Raw genomic sequence first — 24,532 nt, forward strand, 5'->3', positions numbered from 1 at the left:
ACATGTCCAAGCACACGCTCTCCGTCCTGGTGGAGAACACGCCCGGCATCCTGGCCAGGATCGCCGCCCTGTTCTCCCGCCGCGGCTTCAACATCGACTCGCTCGCCGTCGGTGTCACCGAGCACCCCGACATCTCCCGCATCACCATCGTGGTCCAGGTCGAGGACCTGCCGCTCGAGCAGGTGACCAAGCAGCTCAACAAGCTCGTCAACGTCCTGAAGATCGTCGAACTCGAGCCCGGCGGCGCCATCCAGCGCGAGCTCGTGCTGGTGAAGGTCCGCGCCGACAACGAGACCCGCTCGCAGATCGTCGAGATCGTCCAGCTGTTCCGCGCCAAGACGGTCGACGTGTCGCCCGAGGCCGTCACCATCGAGGCCACCGGTTCGAGTGACAAGCTGGAAGCGATGCTGAAGATGCTGGAGCAGTTCGGCATCAAGGAGCTCGTCCAGTCCGGCACGATCGCCATAGGGCGGGGCGCCCGTTCCATCACGGACCGGTCGCTGCGCGCCCTGGACCGCAGCGCCTGACTCCCCTTCTCGCCTGGCGAGACCCCGAAACCTCCCCGTCCTCTCCCGCCGTACGGTGGGACGCAACACCAGCACTCCAAGGAGATATCCCAGTGGCCGAGCTGTTCTACGACGACGATGCCGACCTGTCCATCATCCAGAACCGCAAGGTCGCGGTCATCGGCTACGGCAGCCAGGGTCACGCCCACGCGCTGTCGCTGCGTGACTCGGGTGTCGACGTCCGCGTCGGTCTGCACGAGGGCTCCAAGTCCAAGGCCAAGGCCGAGGAGCAGGGCCTGCGCGTCGTGACGCCCGCCGAGGCCGCCGCCGAGGCCGACGTCATCATGATCCTGATCCCGGACCCGATCCAGGCCCAGGTCTACGAGGAGTCCGTCAAGGACAACCTGAAGGACGGCGACGCGCTGTTCTTCGCCCATGGCTTCAACGTCCGCTTCGGCTTCATCAAGGCCCCGGCCGGCGTCGACGTCGCCCTGGTCGCCCCGAAGGGCCCGGGCCACCTGGTCCGCCGCCAGTACGAAGAGGGCCGCGGCGTTCCCGCGATCGCCGCCGTCGAGCAGGACGCCACCGGCAACGCCTTCGCGCTGGCGCTCTCGTACGCCAAGGCCATCGGCGGCACCCGCGCCGGCGTCATCAAGACGACCTTCACCGAGGAGACCGAGACCGACCTGTTCGGTGAGCAGGCCGTGCTCTGCGGTGGTGCCTCCGCGCTGGTCAAGGCGGGCTTCGAGACGCTGACCGAGGCCGGCTACCAGCCGGAGATCGCCTACTTCGAGTGCCTCCACGAGCTGAAGCTGATCGTGGACCTCATGTACGAGGGCGGCCTCGAGAAGATGCGCTGGTCGGTCTCCGAGACCGCCGAGTGGGGCGACTACATCACCGGCCCGCGGATCATCACGGACCAGACCAAGGCCGAGATGAAGAAGGTCCTCGCGGAGATCCAGGACGGCACCTTCGCCAAGAACTGGATGGACGAGTACCACGGCGGTCTGAAGAAGTACAACGAGTACAAGACCCAGGACTCCGAGCACCTGCTCGAGACCACGGGCAAGGAGCTGCGCAAGCTCATGAGCTGGGTCGACAACGACGAGGCGTGAGCCACGAGGCGAGGGGGCCGGTTCCCGGTCCCCTCGCCTCCGCCACTTCGTCCAGCCACGGACGAGTGATCCTGCCAACGAGGCGCAAGACGCACCGTGCGGCACCACTACACTGCTCAACAACACCATCGCGTCAGGCCCACAGTGTCGTGCGTCTTCCACGCGGCTTGCCCCCTCCACCGCCTGCGGCCGTCGGGACGGCCGTCCGCACTGCAACTGTGAGGACTCACGTGAGCTCGAAACCTGTCGTACTCATCGCTGAAGAGCTGTCGCCCGCCACCGTCGACGCGCTGGGCCCGGACTTCGAGATCCGGCACTGCAACGGCGCCGACCGCGCGGAGCTCATCCCCGCCATCGCCGACGTCGACGCGATCCTCGTCCGCTCCGCCACGAAGGTCGACGCCGAGGCCATCGCGGCCGCCAAGAAGCTGCGTGTCGTCGCCCGCGCGGGCGTCGGTCTGGACAACGTCGACGTGTCCGCCGCCACCAAGGCCGGCGTGATGGTCGTCAACGCCCCGACGTCCAACATCGTCACCGCCGCCGAGCTCGCCTGCGGCCTGCTCGTCGCCACCGCGCGCAACATCCCCCAGGCCAACACCGCGCTGAAGAACGGCGAGTGGAAGCGCTCGAAGTACACCGGCGTCGAGCTGAGCGAGAAGACCCTCGGCGTCGTCGGCCTCGGCCGCATCGGTGTCCTGGTCGCCCAGCGCATGTCCGCGTTCGGCATGAAGATCGTCGCGTACGACCCCTACGTGCAGCCGGCCCGCGCCGCGCAGATGGGCGTCAAGCTGCTGTCCCTCGACGAGCTGCTCGAGGTCTCCGACTTCATCACCGTCCACCTGCCGAAGACCCCCGAGACGCTCGGGCTGATCGGCGACGAGGCGCTGCACAAGGTCAAGCCGGCCGTCCGTATCGTCAACGCCGCGCGCGGCGGCATCGTCGACGAGCAGGCGCTGTACACGGCGCTCAAGGAGGGCCGCGTCGCCGGCGCCGGCCTCGACGTGTACGCCAAGGAGCCCTGCACCGACTCGCCGCTCTTCGAGCTCGACCAGGTCGTGTGCACCCCGCACCTCGGCGCCTCCACGGACGAGGCCCAGGAGAAGGCCGGCATCGCCGTCGCCCGCTCGGTGCGTCTCGCGCTCGCCGGTGAGCTCGTACCGGACGCGGTCAACGTCCAGGGCGGCGTGATCGCCGAGGACGTGCGCCCCGGCCTGCCGCTCGCCGAGAAGCTCGGCCGTATCTTCACCGCCCTCGCGGGCGAGGTCGCGGTCCGCCTCGACGTCGAGGTCTATGGCGAGATCACCCAGCACGACGTCAAGGTGCTCGAACTGTCCGCGCTCAAGGGTGTGTTCGAGGACGTCGTCGACGAGACCGTCAGCTACGTCAACGCGCCGCTGTTCGCGCAGGAGCGCGGTGTCGAGGTCCGCCTGACGACGAGCTCGGAGTCCCCCGACCACCGCAACGTCGTCACCGTGCGCGGCACGCTCTCCGGTGGCGAGGAGGTCGCGGTCTCCGGCACGCTGGCCGGCCCCAAGCACCTCCAGAAGATCGTCGCGATCGGCGAGCACGACGTGGACCTGGCGCTCGCCGACCACATGGCCGTCCTGCGCTACGAGGACCGCCCCGGCGTCGTCGGCACCGTGGGCCGGATCCTCGGCGAGGCCGGTCTCAACATCGCCGGCATGCAGGTCTCGCGGGCGGAGGAGGGCGGCGAGGCGCTCGTCGTCCTGACCGTCGACGACACGGTGCCGCCGGCGGTGCTGGCGGAGATCGCGGACGAGATCGGCGCGACGTCGGCGCGGTCGGTGAACCTGGTGGACTGATCCGCCGTTTCGCGTCTCGACGCGGCGGAGCACGACGCACGGCGAAGGGGCCCGGGTCTCCCGGGCCCCTTCGCCGTGCACGGGCGGGGTGCGTGCCGCGAAGTCAGCCTCGCCGGCGTTCGAGGCGCGAGGACGGGGGCAGAGCCCCCGGTCCGGGAAGGGGCGCGGCGGGGAAACGGGCCCCGCGCAGCGGCTACCGCACCAGCTCGCCCCGCGCCGCCGCCCCCTCCTCCGTACCGCCGCCGGCGCCGCCGCCCCGCACACCCCGTCGCATCAGCACCGCGCACCCCGCACCCGCCACCACCAGTACCGCCCCGCCGATCGCCGCCCCGTGCATCCCGTGCACGAACGCGTCCCGCGCCGTCGCGAGGAGTTCCGCCCCGGCAGGGCCGCCGAGTTCCGTGGCGACGGCGCTCGCGCCGCCGAGGGTCTCGCGGGCGGTGTCCAGGGCCTCGGGCGGCAGGCCCGCGGGGGCCGAGGCGGCGATGTCCCGGCGGTAGACCGCGGTGCCGATGCTGCCCAGCACGGCCATGCCCAGCGCGCCGCCGAATTCCTGTCCCGTCTCGAGCAGCGACGCCGCAGAGCCGGCCTTCTCGGGCGGTGCCGCGGCGAGTGCCAGGTCGGAGACGAGCGCCATCACGGTGACGATGCCGCAGCCGATCACGGCGGCGCCGCCGAGCACGATCCACAGCGAGTCGGTGCCGGAGAGCAGCAGCAGGGCGAAACCGGCCGCCGCGATCAGGAAGCCGGCGGCGATCACCCTGGCACGGTCGGTCCGTGCGGCGATCGTGCCGGCCACCGGGGCGGCCACGCCGACGGCGAGCGAGGGCGCGGTGCTCCACAGCGCGGCCTCCAGCGGCCCCATGCCGAGCACGGACTGCAGGTACTGCGTGGTGAAGTAGGCGGAGCCCATCATGGCGAACATGGCGACGGTGTTGAGGGCGACGCCCGGGCCGAAGCCGCGTGCCCGGAACAGCTCCTTGCCGATCATCGCGTCGTCGCGCACCCGCTGACGCCGCACGAAGACGTATCCGATCGCGAGGCCGACCGTGATGCTCATCGCCGGGACCATGCCGTAGCCGTCCGCGGCGATCTCCTTGAGCCCGTAGACGACGGGCAGCACGGCGCCCATCGACAGCGGCACGCTCAGCAGGTCGAAGCGGCCGGGGGCCGGGTCCTTGAACTCCGGTACCAGGACCGGCACCAGGACCAGTAGGAGCAGCATCGCGGGCACGTTGACGAGGAAGACCGAGCCCCACCAGAAGTGGTCCAGCATGACGCCGCCCATCACGGAGCCGAGCGCGATGCCGCCCGCCATGCACCCGGACCAGATGCCGATCGCCTTGGTGCGCTGCCTGTCGTCGCGGAACATGTTCCGCACCAGGGCCATGGTCGAGGGCATCAGGGTCGCGCCGCCGATGCCGAGCAACGCCCGCGCGACGATGAGCATTTCGGCGCTCTGCGCGTACGCGGCGCCGATCGAGGCGGCACCGAACGCGACCGCCCCGGCGAGGAGCAGCCTGCGGCGGCCGATGCGGTCGCCGAGCGATCCCATGGTCATCAGCAGCCCGGCGAGGGCAAAGGCGTAGATGTCGAAGATCCACAGCTGCTGTGTGCTGCTCGGGTCCAGCTCGAGGCTGATGGCGGGGATCGCGAAGTAGAGGACGGAGACGTCCATGGAGACCAGGAGGAGCGGGAGCAGAAGGACGACGAAGGCGGTCCATTCGCGACGGCCGGCAAGGGGCGCGGTGGCACTCGGTGGGGTCATGCGCAGCAATGTACGGGCGTATTAAACGTCTGTCTAGAACGCTTGTGTAAAACATCCGTCTAGGACGCTCGTATGGCCTGCCGGTACGCTGCCCGGTATGGGACATCGCGAGGATCTGCTCGAGGGCGCGAAGCGCTGCCTGATGGAAAAGGGCTTCGTGCGCACCACGGCGCGGGACATCGTCAAGGAGTCCGGGACCAACCTGGCGTCGATCGGCTACCACTACGGCTCGAAGGACGCGCTGCTGGCGGAGGCGTACGTCGCCCTGGTCGAGGGCGTCTCCGACCACTTCGACGCCACGGAGGAGGCGACCACACGGACGCGCCCCGGTTCGACGGACCGCTTCTTGGAGGTCTGGAAAAACATCATCGCCACCATGTCGGGCCCGGACTCGCTGTGGCACCTGAGCATGGAGATCGTCGTCATGGGCGATCAACTGCCCGCCGTGCGCGACCATCTGGCCCGGGCCCAGCGTGAAGGCGCGCGGGGCATCATCCCCATGTTCATGGGCGGTGCGGAGGCCGACGTCGCGGAGGAGGACGTCGACACGGTCGGGAAGTTCTACATGACGCTGATGATGGGGCTCATCGCCCAGTGGTCCTTCGACCCGGCGACCGCGACCCGCGCCGACGAACTCGCCGAGGGGCTGCGGCGGGTCATGAAGGCGGCCGGCGGGGCGCCGTAACCCGCTTACAGCCGGGCGCTCTTGAGGGCCATGTGCAGCAGCAGCCGGTGTTCGCCGTCGTCGAGGTCCAGACCGGTGAGCTGCTCGACGCGGCCGAGCCGGTAGTAGAGCGTCTGGCGGTGGATCCCCAGCGCCGTGGCCGTGCGCCCCGCCTGGCCGGCGCAGTCGAGGAACACCTCCGCGGTGCGGGCCAGTTCGCGGTGCGAGGGAGCCAGCAGTTCGCCCACCGCGGGATCCGCCGCGGCCTCCGTGGGCAGGGCGGTCAGCAGGCGGTACGGGCCGATGTCCGACCATCGGGCGACGGGCCCGAGCCGGGGCTGCGCCCGCGCGGCCCGCGCGGCGGAAGCCGCCTCGCGCCAGGCGCGGCCCAGACCGGCGAGTCCGCGCAGCGGCGTCGCCACGCCGGCGGCCGCCTCGCCGCCGCCCGCCGTGTCCACCAGACGGGACGCCGCCGAGAGCGCGGGGGAGAGGCTGTCCGCGGAACGGAGCCGTACGAGCGCGGCCACCGCACCGGCCGGACCGCCAGGTGTGTCGCCGGAGGTCTCCGTCTCCACGGGACGCCCGCCGCCGGACCGCACGGGCAGGGGCACCGTGCACAGGGCGGAGGCCCCGGGGAGCGAACGCACGGACGGCGCGTCGCCCGTGGTCCACGGCGTCACGCACACCAGCGTGTGCAGCCCCTCCGCGTCCGCGCCCAGCCCGGTGCCCAGCTCGGCCACCGCCATGTCGTACTGCCAGCCCCGCTCCGCCGCCAGCACCGCCCGCAGCTCCCGGGAGAGGTCCGCGCCGACCCGCTCCTCGTCCGCGAGGAGCGTCCCGATCCGGTCGGCGACCTCCATCGCGGCGGACAGCTGGGCGGCCGACGGCCCCGGCTCCGCGTCGAGCAGCCACACGTACCCGAGGGCGACGCCGCGGTGGCGCACCGGCAGACAGATCCGGTCGCGGTAGACGTCCGCGTCCGGGGCGGCGGGGATGCGGACCGGGCCGGTGGCGCGGGTGATGCCGAAGCCCTCGAACCAGGCGCGCACCGCCGGGGTCGATCTGCGCGTCAGGATCGAGCGGGTGCGGACCGGGTCCAGGGTGGTCTCGTCGAAGGCGCTGTCGCTGTCGTGGGCGCCGAAGGCGATCAGGCCGAAGTCCCGGTTCTCCAGCGTCGCCGGCATGGCCAGCAGTGCGGAGATCTCGTCGACGAGGTCCTGGTAGTCGCCCTTCACGCCCCCATTCTCGCACCCTTCAGACATATGTCTGAGATCCGGGACACGGATGCGTGACAGCTGTCGATGGCCCGGCGTCCGAGCCATCCTTAGGTTCAGGGTGGTTCTTCGTGCCGTTTCCGTGGGCTTTCGGTTTCGGCCACTTCAACACCTGTTCCGTGGAGGTGCCCCGTGCTGGGTCCCGTGATCCTCGCCGCTTCGCGCAGCGACAAGATGCGCCGTTTCGTGTCGGCCGCCCCGGGGACCAAGCAGGTCGTCGCCCGGTTCATCGCCGGTGAGACGGTCGAGCAGGTCGTTCCGGTCGTCAAGGAGGCCGTGGCCAAGGGCCTCGAGGTCACCCTCGACGTCGTCGGTGAGGACATCACCACCCGCGAGCAGGCCGCCGCCGCCCGCGACGCCTACCTCGAGCTGATCGGGCAGCTCGAGGGTCTGGGCCTCGGCACCAAGGCCGAGATGTCGGTCAAGCTGTCGATGTTCGGCCAGTCCCTCGAGGGCGGCCACGAGCTGGCCCTCGCCAACGTCCGCCCGGTCGTCGAGGCCGCCGCCGCCATCGGCACCACGGTTACGCTGGATGCCGAGGACCACACCACCCTCGACTCGATGTTTGCCATCCACGAGGAGCTCCGCAAGGACTTCCCGCAGACCGGCTGTGTGATCCAGGCCTACCTGTTCCGCACCGAGGAAGACGCCCGCCGCCTCTCCGAGGCCGGCAGCCGGGTCCGGATCGTGAAGGGCGCGTACAAGGAGCCCGCCTCCGTCGCGTACCAGGACAAGGCCGAGATCGACAAGGCGTACGTCCGCGTCCTGAAGATCCTGATGGAGGGCGACGGCTACCCGATGATCGGGTCGCACGACCCGCGTCTGATCGCCATCACCCAGGAGCTGGCGCGCAGCGCCGGGCGCAAGCTCGACGACTACGAGTTCCAGATGCTGTACGGCATCCGCAGCGACGAGCACGTCCGCCTTGCGGCAGAAGGCCACCGGATGCGGGTCTACACCGCCTACGGAACCGACTGGTACGGCTACTTCATGCGCCGCCTGGCGGAGAAGCCGGCCAACCTGCTCTTCTTCCTCCGCTCGATGATCACCAAGGGCTGAGCCCTCCCACCCCTCGCTAAGGAGCAACGGAACCCATGGACGCTGTAACCCAGGTCCCCGCCCCGGTCAACGAGCCGGTGCACGGCTACGCCCCCGGTTCGCCCGAGCGCGCCCGCCTCGAGGCCAAGCTCAAGGAGCTGGCCGAGAACCCGATCGAGCTGCCGATGACCATCGGCGGCGTGAAGCGGATGGGCGGGGGCGAGCGTGTCGACGTCGTACAGCCGCACAACCACAAGGCCGTCATCGGCACCTTCGCCGCCGCCACCCAGCAGGACGCGCAGGACGCGATCGACGCCGCCCTCGACGCCGCTCCCGCGTGGCGCGCGATGTCCTTCGACGACCGTGCCGCGATCATCCTGCGCGCCGCCGAACTGCTGGCCGGCCCGTGGCGCGAGACGATGGCCGCCTCCACCATGCTCGGCCAGTCGAAGACCGCCCAGCAGGCCGAGATCGACACCCCCTGCGAGCTCGTCGACTTCTGGCGCTTCAACGTCAAGTACGCGCGTGACCTGCTCGCAGAGCAGCCCCCGGCCAACTCGCCGGGCGTGTGGAACCGTCTGGACCACCGCCCGCTCGAGGGCTTCGTCTACGCGATCACCCCGTTCAACTTCACCGCCATCGCCGGCAACCTGCCGACCGCGCCCGCGCTGATGGGCAACGTCGTCGTCTGGAAGCCGTCCCCGACGCAGACCCACGCCGCCGTGCTGCTGATGCAGCTGCTGGAGGAGGCCGGTCTGCCCAAGGGCGTCATCAATCTGGTGACCGGCGACGGCATCGCCGTCTCCGAGGTGGCCCTCGAGCACCCGATGCTCGCCGGTATCCACTTCACCGGCTCGACCAAGACCTTCCAGCACCTGTGGAAGACGGTCGGCAACAACATCGAGAAGTACCGTTCCTACCCGCGCATCGTCGGTGAGACGGGCGGCAAGGACTTCGTCGTCGCGCACCCCAGCGCCGACCGCGCGGTGCTGAAGACGGCGCTGACCCGCGGCTCCTTCGAGTTCCAGGGCCAGAAGTGCTCCGCTTCCTCGCGCGCCTACGTCCCGGCCTCGATCTGGAACTCCGGCTTCAAGGAGGAGTTCGCGGCCGAGGTCGACGCCATCAAGATGGGTGACGTCACCGACCTGTCGAACTTCATCGGCGCCGTGATCGACGAGCGTGCCTTCGCCAAGAACAAGGCCGCCATCGACCGCGCGAAGTCGGACCCGTCCTGCATGATCGTCGCGGGCGGCAGCTACGACGACTCGGTCGGCTACTTCGTCCGCCCGACCGTCATCGAGTGCTCCGACGCCGCCAACGAGGTCTTCACGACCGAGTACTTCGGCCCGATCCTCGCCGTCCACGTCTACGAGGACGACAAGTACGAGGAGATGCTGGAGCAGATGGAGTCGGTGTCGGCGTACGCGCTGACCGGCTCGATCATCGCCGGTGACCGGGCCGCGGCGGCCCACGCGATGGAGAAGCTCCGCTACGCGGCGGGCAACTTCTACATCAACGACAAGTCGACCGGCGCCGTCGTCGGTCAGCAGCCCTTCGGCGGCGGCCGCGCCTCCGGCACCAACGACAAGGCCGGCGCCCCGCAGAACCTGATGCGCTGGACGCTGACCCGTGCGATCAAGGAGACGCTGGTCCCGCCGACCGACTACTCCTACCCGCACATGGGCTGACCTTCCGGTCGACCCCCAAGGCTCCGCCCCCGTCCCGGCCCCCACGCCGGAACGGGGGCGGTTTCCATGTGGCGACGCCGCGCACCCCGTTGATACGCCCAGGTCCGGTTCAGACCCGGCGCATGCGCGCCATCGCGAACGAGAAGACCCCGAACAGCACCAGCCCGGCGGCGACGAGCGCCAGCAGCCACGGCCCCGCGGGAGTTGTGGCGAAGGACCGCAGCGTGTCGTCGAACCCCTTCGCCCTTTCCGGTTCGTAGGTGAGCGCCGCGAGCACGACGAACACGCCGATCGCCGCGAACAGCACCCCGCGTGCCACACCGCCCGCGACGCCCGTCACGTCGATCAGCCGCCGGGTCCGGCGCGACATGCCGCCCTGCTTCAGGTGCTTGCGGTACTTGCGCAGCGCGGCACGTACGGCGACCCAGGCACCGGCGACGACGATGCCGGCACCGGCCAGACCGACGATCCACCGGCCCCCGGGCAGCTCCAGCGCCCTGGCCGTCACGTCCTGCGACTGCCGGTCGCTCGAGCCACCGCCGCTGCCGCTCTCACCCGCGGCGAACGCGAGGACGGAGTAGGCGACGAAGGCGTAGAAGACGCAGCGGCCCGCGGACAGCAGCCGCTTGTGTGTCTTGTGCCCGTCGGCTCCCGCGGCGCCGAAGAGCGCTTCGGACAGCCGCCACAGTGCCATGCCGGTCAGCCCGGCACCGAGCGCCCACAACAGCACGGAGCCGAACGGCTGCTCCGACAGCTGGGTGAGCGCGCCGCCGCGGTCCGCCTGGCGGCCGGTGCCGCCGAAGGCGATGTGCAGGGCCAGCGCCCCGACGAGCAGGTAGATCACCCCGCGTGCCACGAATCCCCAGCGCGCGGCTGCTTCGACGACGGAACCGTTCGCCGCCCGGCGGGCGCGGCCGGGGAGCGTCAATGTGCGTGCGTTCATGGGCACCTCCGGTACGCGGATGCCCTGGCGGTTCTCCCGAAAACGGACGGCGGCGGCGACACGTGATGACGACCGCTCAGTTTGCGTGAGCCGTGGGCGGATACCCGAACGGCATGGCTGAGACCGAGAAGAAGACGACCCAGGCACGTACGACGACGAAGAAGACGGCCGCCGCCGCACAGGGGCGGACCCGGTCGGCCGCCGAGGCGCCGGCGAAGGCGTCGTCCAAGGCGCAGGACACCGCCCGCCGCACCGGCGAGATGGCGCAGAGCATCGGTGGCGCGGCCACGGAGAAGGCACTGACGGCGGCCAGGACGGTCCAGCAGGCCGCCTCCACCGCCGCCGGCGCGACGGTCGGCAAGGCAGGCGTCGTGTGGACGCTCGTGAAGGCACGCAAGGCGATCGTGGCCGGAGCCGGGACGGGCGTCGCCACCGCGGTGGCCGGCTCGTACGCGCTCGGACGCCGTGCGGGCCTCAAGCAGCGCGGCCCGCTGTCCCGCCTCACCGGCGGCAGGCTCTGACCGACCTTCGCAGCGGCAGCCGTCATCCGCGACAACTGCGGCGTGACCGGGAACGCCACGGCGGCCACCGGGACGGACCGGATGTGCGGCGGGGCGGGCGACGACGCGCCGCCGGGCGACAACCTCGCCCCACAGGGCACGACCGCCACGGCGGAACGGGACTTCGAGACCGACTTCGAGATCTGAGCCGGATCGCCTGCGGGCCCGCGCCGGGACACCGACTCCCGCCGCGGGCCCGCGCTGTCGTCCTGGACCGTGATCGCGTCTCAGATAGTAGGAAGTCCGAGTAATTGTGGAGACAGAGCGGCTCGGCTGACCTAGCTTTGTAGGAGCCGAACGTCTCGCTCGATCCAGCGAATGGCGGTTCCGAGTCCGCGCCCCCAGGCAGGCAACCCCTGCGGCGCGCTCCCCGCCCCTTCCGGCGCCTCGAAATCTCTTCTGATCTCAAGGAGTCGATCATCATGTCCGCTGCGAACGCCCGCCGAGTCCGTCACGCCTCCCGCACCAGCGAGTCCGACCGCAAGAACGCCGCCGCCGCCCTGCAGCGCGCCCTCGACCGCCGGGACAACGGCGGCTCCACCGGTCACTGAACGACGATCGTCCGCGTCCCACCTCGTCCATATGGTGGACGTGCCATGTCATTGGATGGGACGCGGAGTAGGGTGCCGACATGTCTCGCAGCATCAATCTCGCAGTTGTCCCCGGTGACGGCATCGGCCAGGAGGTCGTGGCGCAGGGCCTGAAGGTCCTTGCCGCGGTCCTGCCTCAGGATGTGAAGCTGGAGACCAAGGAGTACGACCTCGGCGCCCAGCGCTGGCACCGCACCGGGGAGACCCTCCCGGACGCGGAGCTCGACTCCCTCAAGAACCACGACGCGATCCTCCTTGGCGCCATCGGCGACCCGTCGGTGCCCTCCGGTGTGCTGGAGCGCGGTCTGCTGCTGAAGCTGCGGTTCGCCTTCGACCACTACGTGAACCTGCGTCCGTCGAAGCTGTTCCCCAACACCGCCACCCCGCTGGCCGGTCGCCCCGACATCGACTTCGTCGTCGTGCGCGAGGGCACAGAGGGCCCGTACACGGGCAACGGCGGTTCCCTGCGCACCGGCACGCCCGCAGAGGTCGCCACCGAGGTCAGCCTCAACACGGCCTACGGCGTGGAGCGTGTCGTCCGCGACGCGTACGAGCGGGCCAACTCCCGCCCCCGCAAGAAGCTGACGCTCGTCCACAAGAACAACGTGCTCGTCTACGCAGGGCACATGTGGAAGAACATCTTCGACAAGGTCGGCCAGGAGTACCCCGAGGTCACCACCGACTATCTGCACGTCGACGCCGCGACGATCTTCTTCGTCACCCAGCCGGAACGCTTCGACGTCATCGTCACCGACAACCTCTTCGGCGACATCCTCACCGACCTCGCCGCTGCCGTGACCGGCGGCATCGGCCTGGCCGCGTCCGGCAACATCAACCCGACCGGCGAATTCCCGTCGATGTTCGAGCCCGTCCACGGCTCGGCCCCCGACATCGCCGGCCAGGGCAAGGCCGACCCGACCGCCACGATCCTGTCGGTCGCCCTCCTGCTGCGCCACCTCGGCCACGAGTCCGAGGCGGTCCGCATCGAGGAGGCCGTGGCCGCCGACCTGGCGGAGCGTGCGCCGGGCACGACCCGCACCACGGACCAGATCGGCGACGCGCTCGCGGTACGAGTAGCGAGCTGACCCGGGAGAACAGACTTCCGGGGGCGTCCCCCGGACACCCCAGAAGCCGCCGGGTCGCATTCTCCACCGCGCCCGGCGGCTTTTCCTGTGCGGCCCCCGGGTGCCACCATCAGAACCTGGGCCGTACTCCCGCCGTTCCCTGCACGGATCCCCACGGGCGATAATCGGACGTGGGCCGTGGCGCACGGCGATGCTCGGATGTCCGAGCAGTGGGCGTGAGCGCGGTCCGTCACAACAACCGGTGAAGGACACTGCACTCATGACGACGCCCACGATCGAGCTCAAGCCTTCCTCGCACCCGCTGTCCGACGCGGAGCGCGAGGCGATCCTGGCCAATCCGGGATTCGGCCGCCACTTCACCGACCACATGGTGACGATCAGGTGGACGGAGGGGCGTGGCTGGCACGACGGCGAGCTCGTTCCTTACGGGCCGCTGTCGATGGACCCGGCCAACATGACCCTGCACTACGCGCAGGAGATCTTCGAGGGCCTCAAGGCGTACCGCCGCCCCGACGGCTCCGTGGCCACCTTCCGTCCCGAGGCCAACGCCGAGCGCTTCCAGCGTTCCGCCCGCCGCCTGGCGATGCCCGAGCTGCCGGTCGACACCTTCATCGCCGCCTGCGACGCGCTGGTCCAGCAGGACAAGGCGTGGGTCCCCGCGCACGGCGGCGAGGCGTCCCTCTACCTCCGCCCGTTCATGATCGCGAGCGAGGTCGGTCTGGGTGTGAAGCCCGCCAACGAGTACCTCTTCCTCGTCATCGCCTCCCCGGCCGGCGCGTACTTCCCCGGCGGCGTCAAGCCCGTCTCGATCTGGCTCTCCGAGGACCGGGTCCGCGCCGTCCCCGGCGGCATGGGCGACGCCAAGACCGGCGGCAACTACGCCGCGTCCCTGCTCGCCCAGGCCGAGGCCGCGCAGAAGGGCTGCGACCAGGTCGCCTACCTCGACGCCGTGGAGCACCGCTGGGTCGAGGAACTCGGCGGCATGAACCTGTACTTCGTGTACGAGACCGGCTCCGGCCAGGACCTGAAGATCGTCACGCCCGAGCTCACCGGCTCGCTGCTCGCCGGCATCACCCGCGACTCGCTCCTCACCCTGGCCAAGGACCTCGGCTACGGGTCGGAGGAGGGCCGGATCTCCATCGATCAGTGGCAGGCCGACACCGAGAACGGCACGCTCAAGGAGGTCTTCGCCTGCGGCACGGCCGCGGTGATCACCCCGGTCGGCCGGGTGAAGTCCGCGCGCGGCGAGTGGACGCAGTCCGGCGGGCAGCCGGGCGAGGTCACCATGCGGCTGCGCAAGGCGCTCCTCGACATCCAGACGGGCTCCGGCGAGGACGTCCACGGCTGGATGCACGAGCTCGGCTGACGCCCCGCGTCACCGCGACGGCCCGCCCCGGCTCAGCCCGGGGCGGGCCGTCGCGTTCACGAGGTCGCCGCGTTCACGAGGTCGCCGCGTTCACGAGGTCGTCGCGTTCACGAGGTCGTCGCGTTCACGAGGTCGCCGTCTCCGCGACCGGTGCGGGCGCGGAGACGGGGGCTGTGCCCGCCCGTAGCGCCGCGTACGTCACGCCTCCCACCAGCCCCGACAGGACGAAGCTGCAGTCGATGCCACCGGTGAGGCCGAGCAGTGGTCCCTCGTAGAGCGGGGTGGAGACGGCCGCCAGCCCCACGGCGGCGCCCAGCGCCCAGGACAGGGTGGCGCGTACGTTCCAGCCGGACCGGAACCAGTAGACGCCGCCCCGCGCACGGCGGTTGTAGACCTGGAGGGCCTCCGCGTCGTACACCCCCGCGCAGCGGACGTGCGCCATCAGCGTGATCACCGCCCAGGGGGCGCCCACCGCGGTGAGCAGCAGCACGAACGACGTCATGGCCGACTGGGCGTCCCACCCGAAGTGGCCGGCGAACACGAACGCCGTGGCCACGACGGCCACCACCAGCGTGGCCCGTGTGCGCGTGGCGCGCGGCAGGATCGCGTCGAGATCGAGCCCCATCGAGTACAGCATCAGTCCCGCGTTGCCGACCGAACCCGCCGCGGCGGCGATCAGCAGCGGGACGAGGTACCAGGCCGGGGACGCGGCGACGAGCGGGCCGGCGTAGTCGGCCCCGGCCCGCGCGGCCAGCGCCGTGTACGTACCGAAGAGCTGCGGGATCAGGAGCCCGGCGACCAGCCCGGCACAGGTGGCGCCGAGCACCCGGCGCGGGCTGTGGCGCAGCGGGGAGATGTAGCGGGTGTAGTCGCCGAGCAGGGTGATGAACGCGATCGGTCCGCTGAGTCCGGCGGCCACCGCCGACAGCACCCACGTCGGCCAGAACGACCCCAGCAGGTACGGGGTGTCCGGCGGCGCCGCCGTGGTGAGGTCCGGGGCGTACGCGACGATCCCGAGCAGCAGGAGCGCGGTCATGCCCACGGCCAGGACCTTGCTGAGACGCAGCAGCAGCCGGTAGCCGTACACGGCGCCGACGACGGTGCACGCGGCGAGCAGCGCGTAGACGAGGGTATGGGCGAGGCCGCCGGTGGGCAGGCCCGCGAGGCGTGCCAGCGTGCCGATCACCACGTCGCCGCCGATCCACAGGGTCAGTGCCGTGTAGCCGAGCGAGAGCAGCAGACCGACGACGGACCCCACGAGCCGGCCGCGGACGCCGAAGGCCGCGCCGCTGGACGTCGACAGATTGGTCGCCGTACGCAGCGAGACGAGGGCCAGCGGAGCGGTGACGGCCACGCCCACGACGGTGCCGGCGACGACCGAGGTGACGGACGGCCACAGGCCGAGGCCGAACGAGACCGGGAGCCAGCCGAAGACGATCACCCCCAGGCAGAGGTTCGACCCGAGCAGGATCGAGACGAGATCGCGAGGAGTGCTGGTGCGCTCCTCCTCGGGGACGGTGTCGACTCCGCGCTGTTCCACCGGCATGGGCTGTCCCTCACCTTCATGGTTTGAGTGACGTTCAAATTGAATGCTGCTCAATGTGAGGCATGCCTCGTATCAAGTCAATGGTTTCCTTCAGCGGGCGTCATTGTTAGAGTGATGCTCAAAGATGGAGGTGTGGTGACATGCGACTGACCCCGACCGAGCGCGACCGGCTGCTGCTCTTCGGCGCCGCCGAGCTGGCCCGGGCACGCAGGGCCCGCGGTCTGCGGCTCAACGTCCCGGAGGCCACCGCGCTCATAGCGGACACGGTCTGCGAGGCGGCCCGCGACGGTCGCCGGCTCGCGGAGGCCATCGAGGCCGCCCGCTCGGTCCTCGGCCCCGACGACGTCCTCCCCGGCGTCGCCGACGTGGTGGGGGAGGTCCATGTGGAGGCGGTCTTCGACGACGGGTCCCGGCTGGCCGTCGTCTCCGACCCGATCGGCGGCGGACAGGGCGGGAACGCCCCCGGAGCGCTGCTGCCCGCGCCGCCGCACGACGAGACGCCGCCCGCCGTGCGGCTGACGGTGCGCAACACCGCCACCGTCCCCGTCAGTGTCACCTCGCACTTCCACTTCTTCGAGGCCAACCCGCGCCTGCGTTTCGACCGGGCCGCGGCCTACGGCATGCGGCTCGCCGTCCCCGCGGGCTCGTCGGTCCGCTTCGACGCGGGCGGTGACGTGGAGGTGGGGCTGCTGCCCATCGGCGGCGACCGGATCGCGATCGGCTTCGCCGGCCTGGTCGACGGACCGCTCGACGCGCCCGGCGCCAAGGAAGAAGCCCTGCGCAGGGCGGCGGCCTGCGGCTACCTCGGAGCGGAGGAGAACTGATGGACCCGTACGAGTACGCATCCGTGCACGGACCCCGCGCCGGGGACCGGGTCGTCCTCGGCGACTCCGGCCTCGTCGTACGGGTCGAGTCCGACGCGCAGAAGCCCGGCGACGAGTTCCTGGCCGGTTTCGGCAAGACGGCACGCGACGGACTTCACCTCAAGGCCGCGGCCGTCCGGGAGACCTGCGACGTCGTCATCAGCAACGTCCTGGTGATCGACGCCGTACTGGGCATCCGGAAGGTCTCCATCGGCATCCGTGAGGGCCGCATCCACGCCATCGGCCGGGCCGGCAACCCGGACACCCTCGACGGCGTCGACGTCGTCGTCGGCACCGGAACCTCGATCGTCTCGGGTGAGGGGCTGATCGCCACCGCGGGCGCCGTCGACACCCATGTCCACCTGCTCTCGCCCCGCATCATGGAGGCCTCCCTGGCCTCCGGCGTCACCACCGTCATCGGCCAGGAGTTCGGCCCCGTGTGGGGCGTGGGCGTCAACTCGCCCTGGGCGCTGCGGCACGCGTTCGGCGCCTTCGACGCCTGGCCCGTCAACATCGGCTTCCTCGCCCGCGGTTCGTCCTCCGACCCGGCGCCGCTCGTCGAGGCGCTCGCCGAGGGCGGCGCGTCCGGTTTCAAGGTCCACGAGGACATGGGCGCCCACACCCGCGCCCTCGACACCGCGCTGCGGGTCGCCGAGGAGCACGACGTACAGGTCGCCCTGCACAGCGACGGACTGAACGAGTGCCTGTCCGTCGAGGACACCCTGCGGGTGCTCGACGGACGGACGATCCACGCCTTCCACATCGAGGGCTGCGGGGGAGGGCACGTACCGAACGTGCTCAAGATGGCGGGCGTGCCGAACGTCATCGGCTCGTCCACCAACCCGACCCTGCCCTTCGGCCGGGACGCCGTCGCCGAGCACTACGGCATGATCGTCTCCGTCCACGATCTCAAGACCGACCTGCCGGGCGACGCGGCGATGGCCCGCGACCGGATCCGCGCCGGGACGATGGGCGCGGAGGACGTCCTGCACGACCTCGGGGCGATCGGCATCACCTCGTCGGACGCGCAGGGCATGGGGCGCGCGGGGGAGACCGTACGCCGCACCTTCGCCATGGCCGGCAAGATGAAGGCCGAACGCGGCCCCCTGGACGGCGACGGCGCGCACGACGACAACGCGCGCGTGCTGCGCTACATGGCCAAGCTGACGATCAATCCCGCCCTCGCGCACGGACTCGCCCACGAGATCGGCTCCATCGAGCCCGGCAAGATGGCCGACATCGTGCTGTGGCGGCCCGAGTTCTTCGGGGCCAAGCCCCAGCTGGTGCTGAAGTCGGGATTCCCCGCGTACGGCGTCGTCGGCGACCCGAACGCGGCGACGGACACCTGCGAACCGCTCGTCCTCGGACCGCAGTTCGGTGCCTACGGGGCGACCCCGGCCGACATCTCGGTGGCGTTCGTCGCCCAGGCGGCCGTGGACCTCGGCTCCGATCTGATGCCCACCCGCCGGCGCCGCGTCGCCGTGCGCGGCACCCGCGGCATCGGTCCGGGTGACCTGCTGCTCAACTCCCGGCTGGGGGACGTGTCGGTGGACGGACACAGCGGACTGGTCACCCTCGACGGCGACCCGCTGCGCTCGAGCCCGGCCGAGTCCGTCTCGCTGAACCGCCTCTACTTCCTCTGAGTCCTCTCCTCCGGCCCCACCCTTCAAGCCCTTCCTTCAAGCCAACGACGCCTTAGGACTTGCCGTGACCTTCCGCATGCCGGCCGAATGGGCCCCGCACGAGCGCACCTGGATGGCCTGGCCCGGCCCCAACCCGACCTTCACCGACGAGGCGGAACTCGCGGAAGCCCGCGCGGCATGGGCGTCCGTGGCCCGGGCCGTACGCCGCTTCGAGCCGGTGACCGTGGTCGCCGGGACGGGCCAGGTGGCCTCGGCCCGGGCACTGCTCGGTTCGGACATCGAGATCGTCGAACGGGACCTGGACGACGCCTGGATGCGCGACATCGGCCCGACCTTCGTCACCGACGGCTCCGAACTGGCCGCCGTCGACTGGGTGTTCAACGGATGGGGCGCGGCCGAATGGGCGCGCTGGGAGCACGACGCCAAGATCGCCCGCCATGTCGCGGACCTCGCGGGCGTCCCCGTGCACCCCTCACCGCTGGTCAACGAGGGTGGCGCGATCCATGTCGACGGCGAGGGCACCGTCCTGCTCACGGACACCGTCCAGCTCGGCCCGGAGCGGAATCCCGGCTGGAGCCGCGCGGAGGTCGAGGCGGAGATCCACGCGCGGCTCGGCACGAAAAAGGCCATCTGGCTGCCGCGCGGCCTGAGCGGCGACTACGGCACGTACGGCACCCGCGGGCACGTCGACATCGTCGCCGCCTTCGCCCGCCCCGGCGTCGTCGTGGTCCACACCCAGCCCGACCCGTCCCACCCCGACCACGAACTGTGCCAGGCGAACGTCGCGCTGCTCTCCGCCCAGACCGACGCCAAGGGGCGCCGTCTGGAGGTCGTCGAGGTCCCGGCCCCGACGAAGCTCCGCGACGAGGACGGCGAGTGGGTCGACTACTCGTACATCAACCACTACCTGTGCAACGGTGGCCTGGTCCTCTGCGCCTTCGACGACCCCCGCGACGAGATCGCGGCGGGCATCTTCCGCCGGCTCTTCCCCGAGCGGACGGTGACGCTGGTGGACGCGAGGGCGATCTTCGCGGGCGGCGGCGGCATCCACTGCATCACTCAGCAGCAGCCGCGGGTCTGACCGAGGGCCGCCGACGGCACGGGATCGGGTAGAACGTACAGGTGACCAGCACCAGCCCTGCCGGCCCCCGCCGCCGGAACCAGTCCGCCCCACCGCGCGAGCAGCTGCTCGCCGCCGCCATGGCCACCATCGCGGAGCGCGGCCTCGACGGGCTGACCATGGCCGGGCTCGGCCGGCAGGTCGGGATGAGCAGCGGGCACCTCCTCTACTACTTCCGCACCAAGGACGAGCTGCTCCTGCAGACGCTGGAGTGGAGCGAGGGCCGCCTCGGCGCGGAACGCGGGGCGCTGTTGTCCCGGCAGGCCCCGGCCCGTGAGCGGCTCGAGGCGTACGTCGACCTCTACGTCCCCGACGGGCCGCGCGACCCCCACTGGACGCTGTGGCTCGAGGTCTGGAACCGCTCGCAGAACGCGGACGCCGACATGCACGGCCGCCAGGCCGCGATCGAGGGTGCCTGGCACCGGGACCTGGTGGCGCTCCTGGCGGAGGGCGTCTCCCGCGGCGAGTTCCGCCCGGTGGACCCCGACCGCTTCGCCTCCCGCCTGCGCGCGCTGCTGGACGGCTTCAGCGTGCATGTCGCCGTGGGCATACCGGGGACGGGGCGCGAGCAGGTGCTGGCGCATGTGGGGGAGTTCGTGCGGGAGTCTCTGCTCCGCTGACGCGCCGCCGGGGGCTTGTCCCCTACCCCCTACCCCCTACCCCCTACGGCCTGGCGGCCGGGGGGGGGGGACCCCCTTCCCGCTGCACCGATGTGCGGCTCCACCGCGTGGCGGGCAAGCCCCGGGCCCCGTACCGCGCTTCGCGCGGTGCCCTCGATCTGCCCCTTCGGCCTGGCGGCCGTGGGAGGTGCCCCCAGGCGCGCTGGAAATGACGCTGCGCGGCGATCCGGCTCCGCCGGCGGATCCAGCCTCGCCGGCGCGTGAGGCGCGGGGGTCTGGTGGGGTCCCCCCACGCCGCCAGGCTCAGGGGGAGGAGCCCCCGAAACACCGCGCGGAGCGCGGTACGGGTCCGGGCGGAGCCCGGTTCGGGAAGGGGCGGGGAGGGGACAGGCTCCCGCAGCGCCCCCGCCCGCAGAGCGACCGCATCGTGAGACTCCCGTCCAGCCCGCGGCGCACCTGTGGCAGACTTCCCCCGTGCTCTCGTTCGCCATGATTATCGGCAGCAGCGCGCCGGTCCGCAGTGACCGCTGACCCGTGGACAGCAACCCCGCGGCAGGCGGCACCGTGCCCCAGACCCGCGCGCAGACCTCTCGCACCCGCGAGGGGTTTTTTCGTTTTACGGCCTCACCCACGGCCGAATGCGAGCCGCGCGCGATGATGGGGGCAAGTGGAGCCAGACATTCCGGAGCCACTCATCCGACAGGAGTCAGGACAGCATGACCACCAACGGCCAGGACACGCAGGTCGACGACAGTTTCCATGTCTTCGACACGACGCTGCGCGACGGCGCCCAGCGCGAGGGCATCAACCTCACGGTCGCGGACAAGCTGACCATCGCCCGGCACCTGGACGACTTCGGCGTGGGCTTCATCGAGGGCGGCTGGCCGGGCGCGAACCCCCGCGACACGGAGTTCTTCGCCCGCGCGCAGAAGGAGATCACCTTCCGCCACGCCCAGCTCGTCGCTTTCGGCGCCACCCGCCGCGCCGGCGGCAAGGCAGCCGAGGACCCGCAGGTCAGGGCGCTTCTCGAGTCCGGCGCCCCCGTGGTCACGCTGGTGGCCAAGTCCCACGACCGCCACGTCGAGCTCGCGCTGCGCACGACCCTCGAGGAGAACCTGGAGATGGTCCGCGACACCGTCTCCTACCTGCGCGAACAGGGCCGGCGGGTGTTCGTCGACTGCGAGCACTTCTTCGACGGCTACCGCGCGAACCCGGAGTACGCCAAGAACGTCGTCAGGACCGCGCACGAGGCCGGTGCCGACGTGGTGATCCTGTGCGACACCAACGGCGGCATGCTGCCGGCCCAGGTCCAGGCCGTGGTCTCCACCGTCCTCGCCGACACCGGGGCACGCCTCGGCATCCACGCCCAGGACGACACCGGCTGCGCCGTCGCCAACACCCTGGCCGCGGTCGACGCCGGCGCCACGCATGTCCAGTGCACCGCCAACGGCTACGGCGAGCGGGTCGGAAACGCCAACCTGTTCCCGGTCGTCGCCGCGCTGGAGCTCAAGTACGGCAAGCGGGTGCTGCCGGACGGGGCGCTCGCGGACATGACCCGCGTCTCGCACGCCATCGCCGAGGTCGTCAACCTCACGCCTTCCACCCATCAGCCGTACGTGGGTGTCTCCGCCTTCGCCCACAAGGCCGGCCTGCACGCCTCCGCGATCAAGGTCGATCCCGACCTGTACCAGCACATCGACCCCGAACTGGTCGGCAACACCATGCGGATGCTCGTGTCCGACATGGCCGGCCGCGCCTCGATCGAGCTCAAGGGCAAGGAGCTCGGCATCGATCTCGGCGGTGACCGGGAGCTGGTCGGCCGGGTCGTCGAACGCGTCAAGGAGCGCGAGCTCCAGGGCTACACCTACGAGGCCGCCGACGCCTCGTTCGAGCTGCTGCTGCGCGCGGAGGCGGAAGGCAGGGCCCGCCGCTACTACCGCACCGAGTCGTGGCGGGCGATCGTAGAGGACCGCCCGGACGGCACGCATGCCAACGAGGCCACGGTGAAGGTGTGGGCCAAGGGCGAGCGCATCGTCGCCACCGCTGAGGGCAACGGACCGGTCAACGCGCTCGACCGTGCGATGCGGGTGGGCCTGGAGCGGATCTACCCGCAGCTCGCGAAGCTGGAGCTGGTCGACTACAAGGTCCGTATCCTCGAGGGCCGCCACGGCACCGGCTCGACGACCCGGGTGCTGATCACGACCGGCGACGGCAACGGCGAATGGGCCACGGTCGGCGTCGCGGACAACATCATCGCCGCGTCCTGGCAGGCCCTGGAGGACGCGTACACCTACGGTCTGCTGCGCGCCGGCGTCGAGCCGACGGAGTAGCACGTGAGGGGCGGCCCGGGTGACCGGGCCGCCCCTTTCGCCTGTCCTCAGGCCTGCAGCCGCCACTTCTGGTTCGCGGCCCCCGTGCACGACCAGATCTGTGCCCGGGTCCCGTTCGCCGAGGAGTTGTCCGACGCGTCGAGACACTTCTCCGCGGGGACGTTCACCAGATCCCCGCTGCCCGCTTCATGGCGCCACTGCTGGGCGCCCGAGCCGTTGCACGTGTAGAGCTGTACCTTCGCGCCGTCGGACGTCGAACCGGATGTCACGTCCAGGCACTTGCCGAGCGCCTGCACCGAACCGTCGGAGCGGATCGTCCAGCGCTGCGCGGCGGAGCCGTTGCAGTCCCACAGCTGGACGGCCGTGCCGTCGGCGGAGGAACCGCCCGCCACGTCCAGGCACTTGCCGCCGAGGCCCACCAGGGCGCCGGACTGCTCCGAGCCGCCCGACTGCGTACCCGACCAGGTGAAGGTCGCGGACGTCTTGCCCGGCAGCGAGTACGTGTACCGCTGCCCGCCCCAGTTGACGGTCATCGTCTGTGCGGACGGCGAGTCGTTGTAGGCGATGAGGGCCTTGGAGCCGTCGGGGTTGCGCCAGGCCACGTTGGGCACGGCCGAGCTGCCGGTCGACGCGATCCGGTGGGCGCCCGGCTTCACGAACTTCGTGAGGTGGCCCATCGTGTAGTACTCGATCGTGTAGTCCACCTGGCCGTGCCGTGAGTCGCCGTTGTGGACGGTGATCAGGCCGTCGCAGGTGCCGCAGCCGCCGTTGTGCGGGCCGCGGTTCTGGTCGACCGCGAGGGACCACTTGGTCACCGACTTCGCCCAGTTACGGGTGTAGTCGATGATGTTCATCATGTCCTCGCGCTGCTGGTTCGCGATCCAGGTGCCGCCGGAGTGCTCGGTCTGGAAGGCGTCCAGCTGCGGGTACTGGTTGTGGACGTCCGTCTGCTTCGAGACGTTGCCGCCGTAACCGTGCCAGGCGACGCCGCCGAAGTTCGGGTGGCTGCGCACCGCCGCGTCGTTCACGGTCTGCGCCGCGTACGCGTCGTAGGTGTCCCAGTTCCAGTCGTGTGCCAGCACCTTCGTGGGCAGGCCCGCGTTCGCGAGCCCCGGCAGCAGCTCGCTTTTGGTGAAGTACGCGAGCCCCGAGGCGTTCCAGCTCATCGAGGGGTATCCGTTGCAGCACGTCGGCTCGTTCTGCGCGGTGACGTAGTCGACCGGGACGCCCTGGTCGCGCCAGGCCTGGAGGTACTTCACGAAGTAGTCGGCGTACGTGCCGTAGTTCTCGGCCTTCAGCCAGCCGCCGCCCAGCTGCCCGCTGTCCTTCATCCACGCCGGGGCGGTCCACGGTGAGGCCACCAGGGTCAGCGAGGGGTTGAGCTGCTCGGCCTGCTTCGTCAGGGGGAGCACGTCCTGGAGATCGTGCGCGATCGAGAACCTCGACAGGGACGGGTCGGTCTGCCCGGCCGGCAGGTCGTTGTACGTGTAGCCGAAGCGCGCCAGGTCGGAGCCGCCCATCGGGTTGCGCACGAACGACAGGCCGATGCCGTCGGTGGGCGAGAACAGCTTGCGCATCGTGGCGTCGCGCGTCGCCTGCGACAGGGCGCCGGAGCCCTTCATCAGCCAGGCCGCGGTGTCGGTGAAGGACGCGCCGCCGCCGGTGAACGTCTGGTACCGGGTGTTCTCGTCGACGGTGATGTCGGTGCCACCACCGCCCGTGCCCGACTGGAAGTTGAGCGGTGCCTGCTGCTGAAGTCCACGGGTGACATGACGGCCGCCGCTGTCGTCCGTCGTGGTGAGCCAGATGTTCACCTGTTCACCCGCCGCCTGGGCGCTGCCGGTGGTGAGGCCGGTGAGGCCAGCTGTGGCGAGCGCGCCGGCCAGCAGGATGCGGACGGTTCTCATCGGTCGTCGTGCCGGTCGTCGTGATCGTCTTGCCAGCAGTCTTGCCATGAGCATGACCTCTCGGCTCAGGTGTGGGGGACGGG

Annotated in this window: 21 protein-coding genes; 16 read left to right on the top strand and 5 right to left on the bottom strand. The window is 70.9% G+C overall.

Annotated features, from left to right (window positions below; all coding sequences use genetic code 11):
• Window positions 1-2: 2 nt before the first annotated feature.
• The 3 genes from ilvN (at window position 3) to serA (ending at window position 3,444) form a co-directional block, all read left to right on the top strand.
• On the top strand, window positions 3-527 hold the full coding sequence (ilvN, locus tag ACIPJI_RS11160; RefSeq protein ID WP_159686740.1) for an acetolactate synthase small subunit: 525 nt from the start codon (window positions 3-5) through the stop codon (window positions 525-527).
• Window positions 528-619: 92 nt separating this feature from the next.
• Window positions 620-1,621 (top strand): ketol-acid reductoisomerase, encoded by a 1,002-nt coding sequence (ilvC, locus tag ACIPJI_RS11165; RefSeq protein ID WP_307708445.1) that lies wholly within the window; start codon window positions 620-622, stop codon window positions 1,619-1,621.
• Between the two features lie 230 nt (window positions 1,622-1,851).
• Entirely contained in the window at window positions 1,852-3,444 is a 1,593-nt protein-coding gene (serA, locus tag ACIPJI_RS11170; protein WP_307708446.1) for a phosphoglycerate dehydrogenase, read from the top strand.
• A 193-nt stretch (window positions 3,445-3,637) separates the two neighbouring features.
• Here serA and ACIPJI_RS11175 read toward each other — a convergent pair whose 3' ends face one another.
• Window positions 3,638-5,212 (bottom strand): MFS transporter, encoded by a 1,575-nt coding sequence (locus tag ACIPJI_RS11175; RefSeq protein WP_307708447.1) that lies wholly within the window; start codon window positions 5,210-5,212, stop codon window positions 3,638-3,640.
• Window positions 5,213-5,309: 97 nt separating this feature from the next.
• Here ACIPJI_RS11175 and ACIPJI_RS11180 point away from each other — a divergent pair, with 97 nt between their 5' ends.
• Window positions 5,310-5,897: a TetR/AcrR family transcriptional regulator gene (locus ACIPJI_RS11180; protein ID WP_307708448.1), complete on the top strand. Its 588-nt coding sequence runs from the start codon at window positions 5,310-5,312 to the stop codon at window positions 5,895-5,897.
• 5 nt (window positions 5,898-5,902) lie between these two features.
• Here the strand turns inward: ACIPJI_RS11180 and ACIPJI_RS11185 are convergent, their stop codons facing one another.
• Window positions 5,903-7,111: a PucR family transcriptional regulator gene (locus tag ACIPJI_RS11185; RefSeq protein ID WP_402245698.1), complete on the bottom strand. Its 1,209-nt coding sequence runs from the start codon at window positions 7,109-7,111 to the stop codon at window positions 5,903-5,905.
• A gap of 171 nt (window positions 7,112-7,282) precedes the next feature.
• Here ACIPJI_RS11185 and ACIPJI_RS11190 point away from each other — a divergent pair, with 171 nt between their 5' ends.
• Window positions 7,283-8,209 carry a proline dehydrogenase family protein gene (locus ACIPJI_RS11190; RefSeq protein WP_307708450.1) on the top strand — a complete coding sequence of 309 codons (927 nt, stop codon included), beginning with the start codon at window positions 7,283-7,285 and terminating at the stop codon, window positions 8,207-8,209.
• Between the two features lie 35 nt (window positions 8,210-8,244).
• On the top strand, window positions 8,245-9,876 hold the full coding sequence (gene pruA, locus ACIPJI_RS11195; protein ID WP_402245700.1) for an L-glutamate gamma-semialdehyde dehydrogenase: 1,632 nt from the start codon (window positions 8,245-8,247) through the stop codon (window positions 9,874-9,876).
• 109 nt (window positions 9,877-9,985) lie between these two features.
• Here pruA and ACIPJI_RS11200 read toward each other — a convergent pair whose 3' ends face one another.
• Entirely contained in the window at window positions 9,986-10,819 is an 834-nt protein-coding gene (locus ACIPJI_RS11200; RefSeq protein WP_402245702.1) for a DUF1206 domain-containing protein, read from the bottom strand.
• A 113-nt stretch (window positions 10,820-10,932) separates the two neighbouring features.
• Here ACIPJI_RS11200 and ACIPJI_RS11205 point away from each other — a divergent pair, with 113 nt between their 5' ends.
• The 5 genes from ACIPJI_RS11205 (at window position 10,933) to ACIPJI_RS11225 (ending at window position 14,420) form a co-directional block, all read left to right on the top strand.
• Window positions 10,933-11,340 carry a hypothetical protein gene (locus ACIPJI_RS11205; RefSeq protein ID WP_402245704.1) on the top strand — a complete coding sequence of 136 codons (408 nt, stop codon included), beginning with the start codon at window positions 10,933-10,935 and terminating at the stop codon, window positions 11,338-11,340.
• A 42-nt stretch (window positions 11,341-11,382) separates the two neighbouring features.
• Complete coding sequence (locus ACIPJI_RS11210) at window positions 11,383-11,526, top strand: hypothetical protein (RefSeq protein WP_307708454.1); 144 nt, start codon at window positions 11,383-11,385, stop codon at window positions 11,524-11,526.
• Window positions 11,527-11,801: 275 nt separating this feature from the next.
• On the top strand, window positions 11,802-11,930 hold the full coding sequence (locus ACIPJI_RS11215; RefSeq protein ID WP_307708455.1) for a hypothetical protein: 129 nt from the start codon (window positions 11,802-11,804) through the stop codon (window positions 11,928-11,930).
• An 80-nt stretch (window positions 11,931-12,010) separates the two neighbouring features.
• The gene (locus ACIPJI_RS11220; protein ID WP_356621139.1) at window positions 12,011-13,054 is read left to right on the top strand and encodes a 3-isopropylmalate dehydrogenase; all 1,044 of its coding nucleotides are present in this window, start codon (window positions 12,011-12,013) and stop codon (window positions 13,052-13,054) included.
• Window positions 13,055-13,313: 259 nt separating this feature from the next.
• A complete protein-coding gene (locus ACIPJI_RS11225) occupies window positions 13,314-14,420 on the top strand; it encodes a branched-chain amino acid aminotransferase (RefSeq protein ID WP_307708457.1) in 1,107 nt (368 codons plus the stop codon).
• 124 nt (window positions 14,421-14,544) lie between these two features.
• Here the strand turns inward: ACIPJI_RS11225 and ACIPJI_RS11230 are convergent, their stop codons facing one another.
• Complete coding sequence (locus ACIPJI_RS11230; protein ID WP_356621140.1) at window positions 14,545-15,966, bottom strand: cytosine permease; 1,422 nt, start codon at window positions 15,964-15,966, stop codon at window positions 14,545-14,547.
• Window positions 15,967-16,106: 140 nt separating this feature from the next.
• On the opposite strand from ACIPJI_RS11230, the gene ureA reads away from it, so the two are divergent.
• The 5 genes from ureA (at window position 16,107) to cimA (ending at window position 22,542) form a co-directional block, all read left to right on the top strand.
• Entirely contained in the window at window positions 16,107-16,790 is a 684-nt protein-coding gene (ureA, locus tag ACIPJI_RS11235; RefSeq protein ID WP_307708459.1) for an urease subunit gamma, read from the top strand.
• Window positions 16,790-18,472 carry an urease subunit alpha gene (locus ACIPJI_RS11240; RefSeq protein WP_307708460.1) on the top strand — a complete coding sequence of 561 codons (1,683 nt, stop codon included), beginning with the start codon at window positions 16,790-16,792 and terminating at the stop codon, window positions 18,470-18,472. Before ureA ends, ACIPJI_RS11240 begins: the two co-directional genes overlap by 1 nt.
• A 64-nt stretch (window positions 18,473-18,536) precedes the next feature.
• Window positions 18,537-19,553: an agmatine/peptidylarginine deiminase gene (locus ACIPJI_RS11245; RefSeq protein WP_402245707.1), complete on the top strand. Its 1,017-nt coding sequence runs from the start codon at window positions 18,537-18,539 to the stop codon at window positions 19,551-19,553.
• Between the two features lie 104 nt (window positions 19,554-19,657).
• A complete protein-coding gene (locus tag ACIPJI_RS11250) occupies window positions 19,658-20,212 on the top strand; it encodes a TetR/AcrR family transcriptional regulator (protein ID WP_356621157.1) in 555 nt (184 codons plus the stop codon).
• A gap of 716 nt (window positions 20,213-20,928) precedes the next feature.
• Window positions 20,929-22,542 carry a citramalate synthase gene (gene cimA, locus ACIPJI_RS11255; RefSeq protein WP_307708462.1) on the top strand — a complete coding sequence of 538 codons (1,614 nt, stop codon included), beginning with the start codon at window positions 20,929-20,931 and terminating at the stop codon, window positions 22,540-22,542.
• Between the two features lie 47 nt (window positions 22,543-22,589).
• Here the strand turns inward: cimA and ACIPJI_RS11260 are convergent, their stop codons facing one another.
• Complete coding sequence (locus ACIPJI_RS11260; protein ID WP_402245709.1) at window positions 22,590-24,449, bottom strand: ricin-type beta-trefoil lectin domain protein; 1,860 nt, start codon at window positions 24,447-24,449, stop codon at window positions 22,590-22,592.
• Window positions 24,450-24,532 lie beyond the last annotated feature (83 nt).

Origin of the sequence: Streptomyces sp. NPDC086835 (assembly GCF_044745705.1) — a bacterium.
GTDB lineage: Bacteria > Actinomycetota > Actinomycetes > Streptomycetales > Streptomycetaceae > Streptomyces.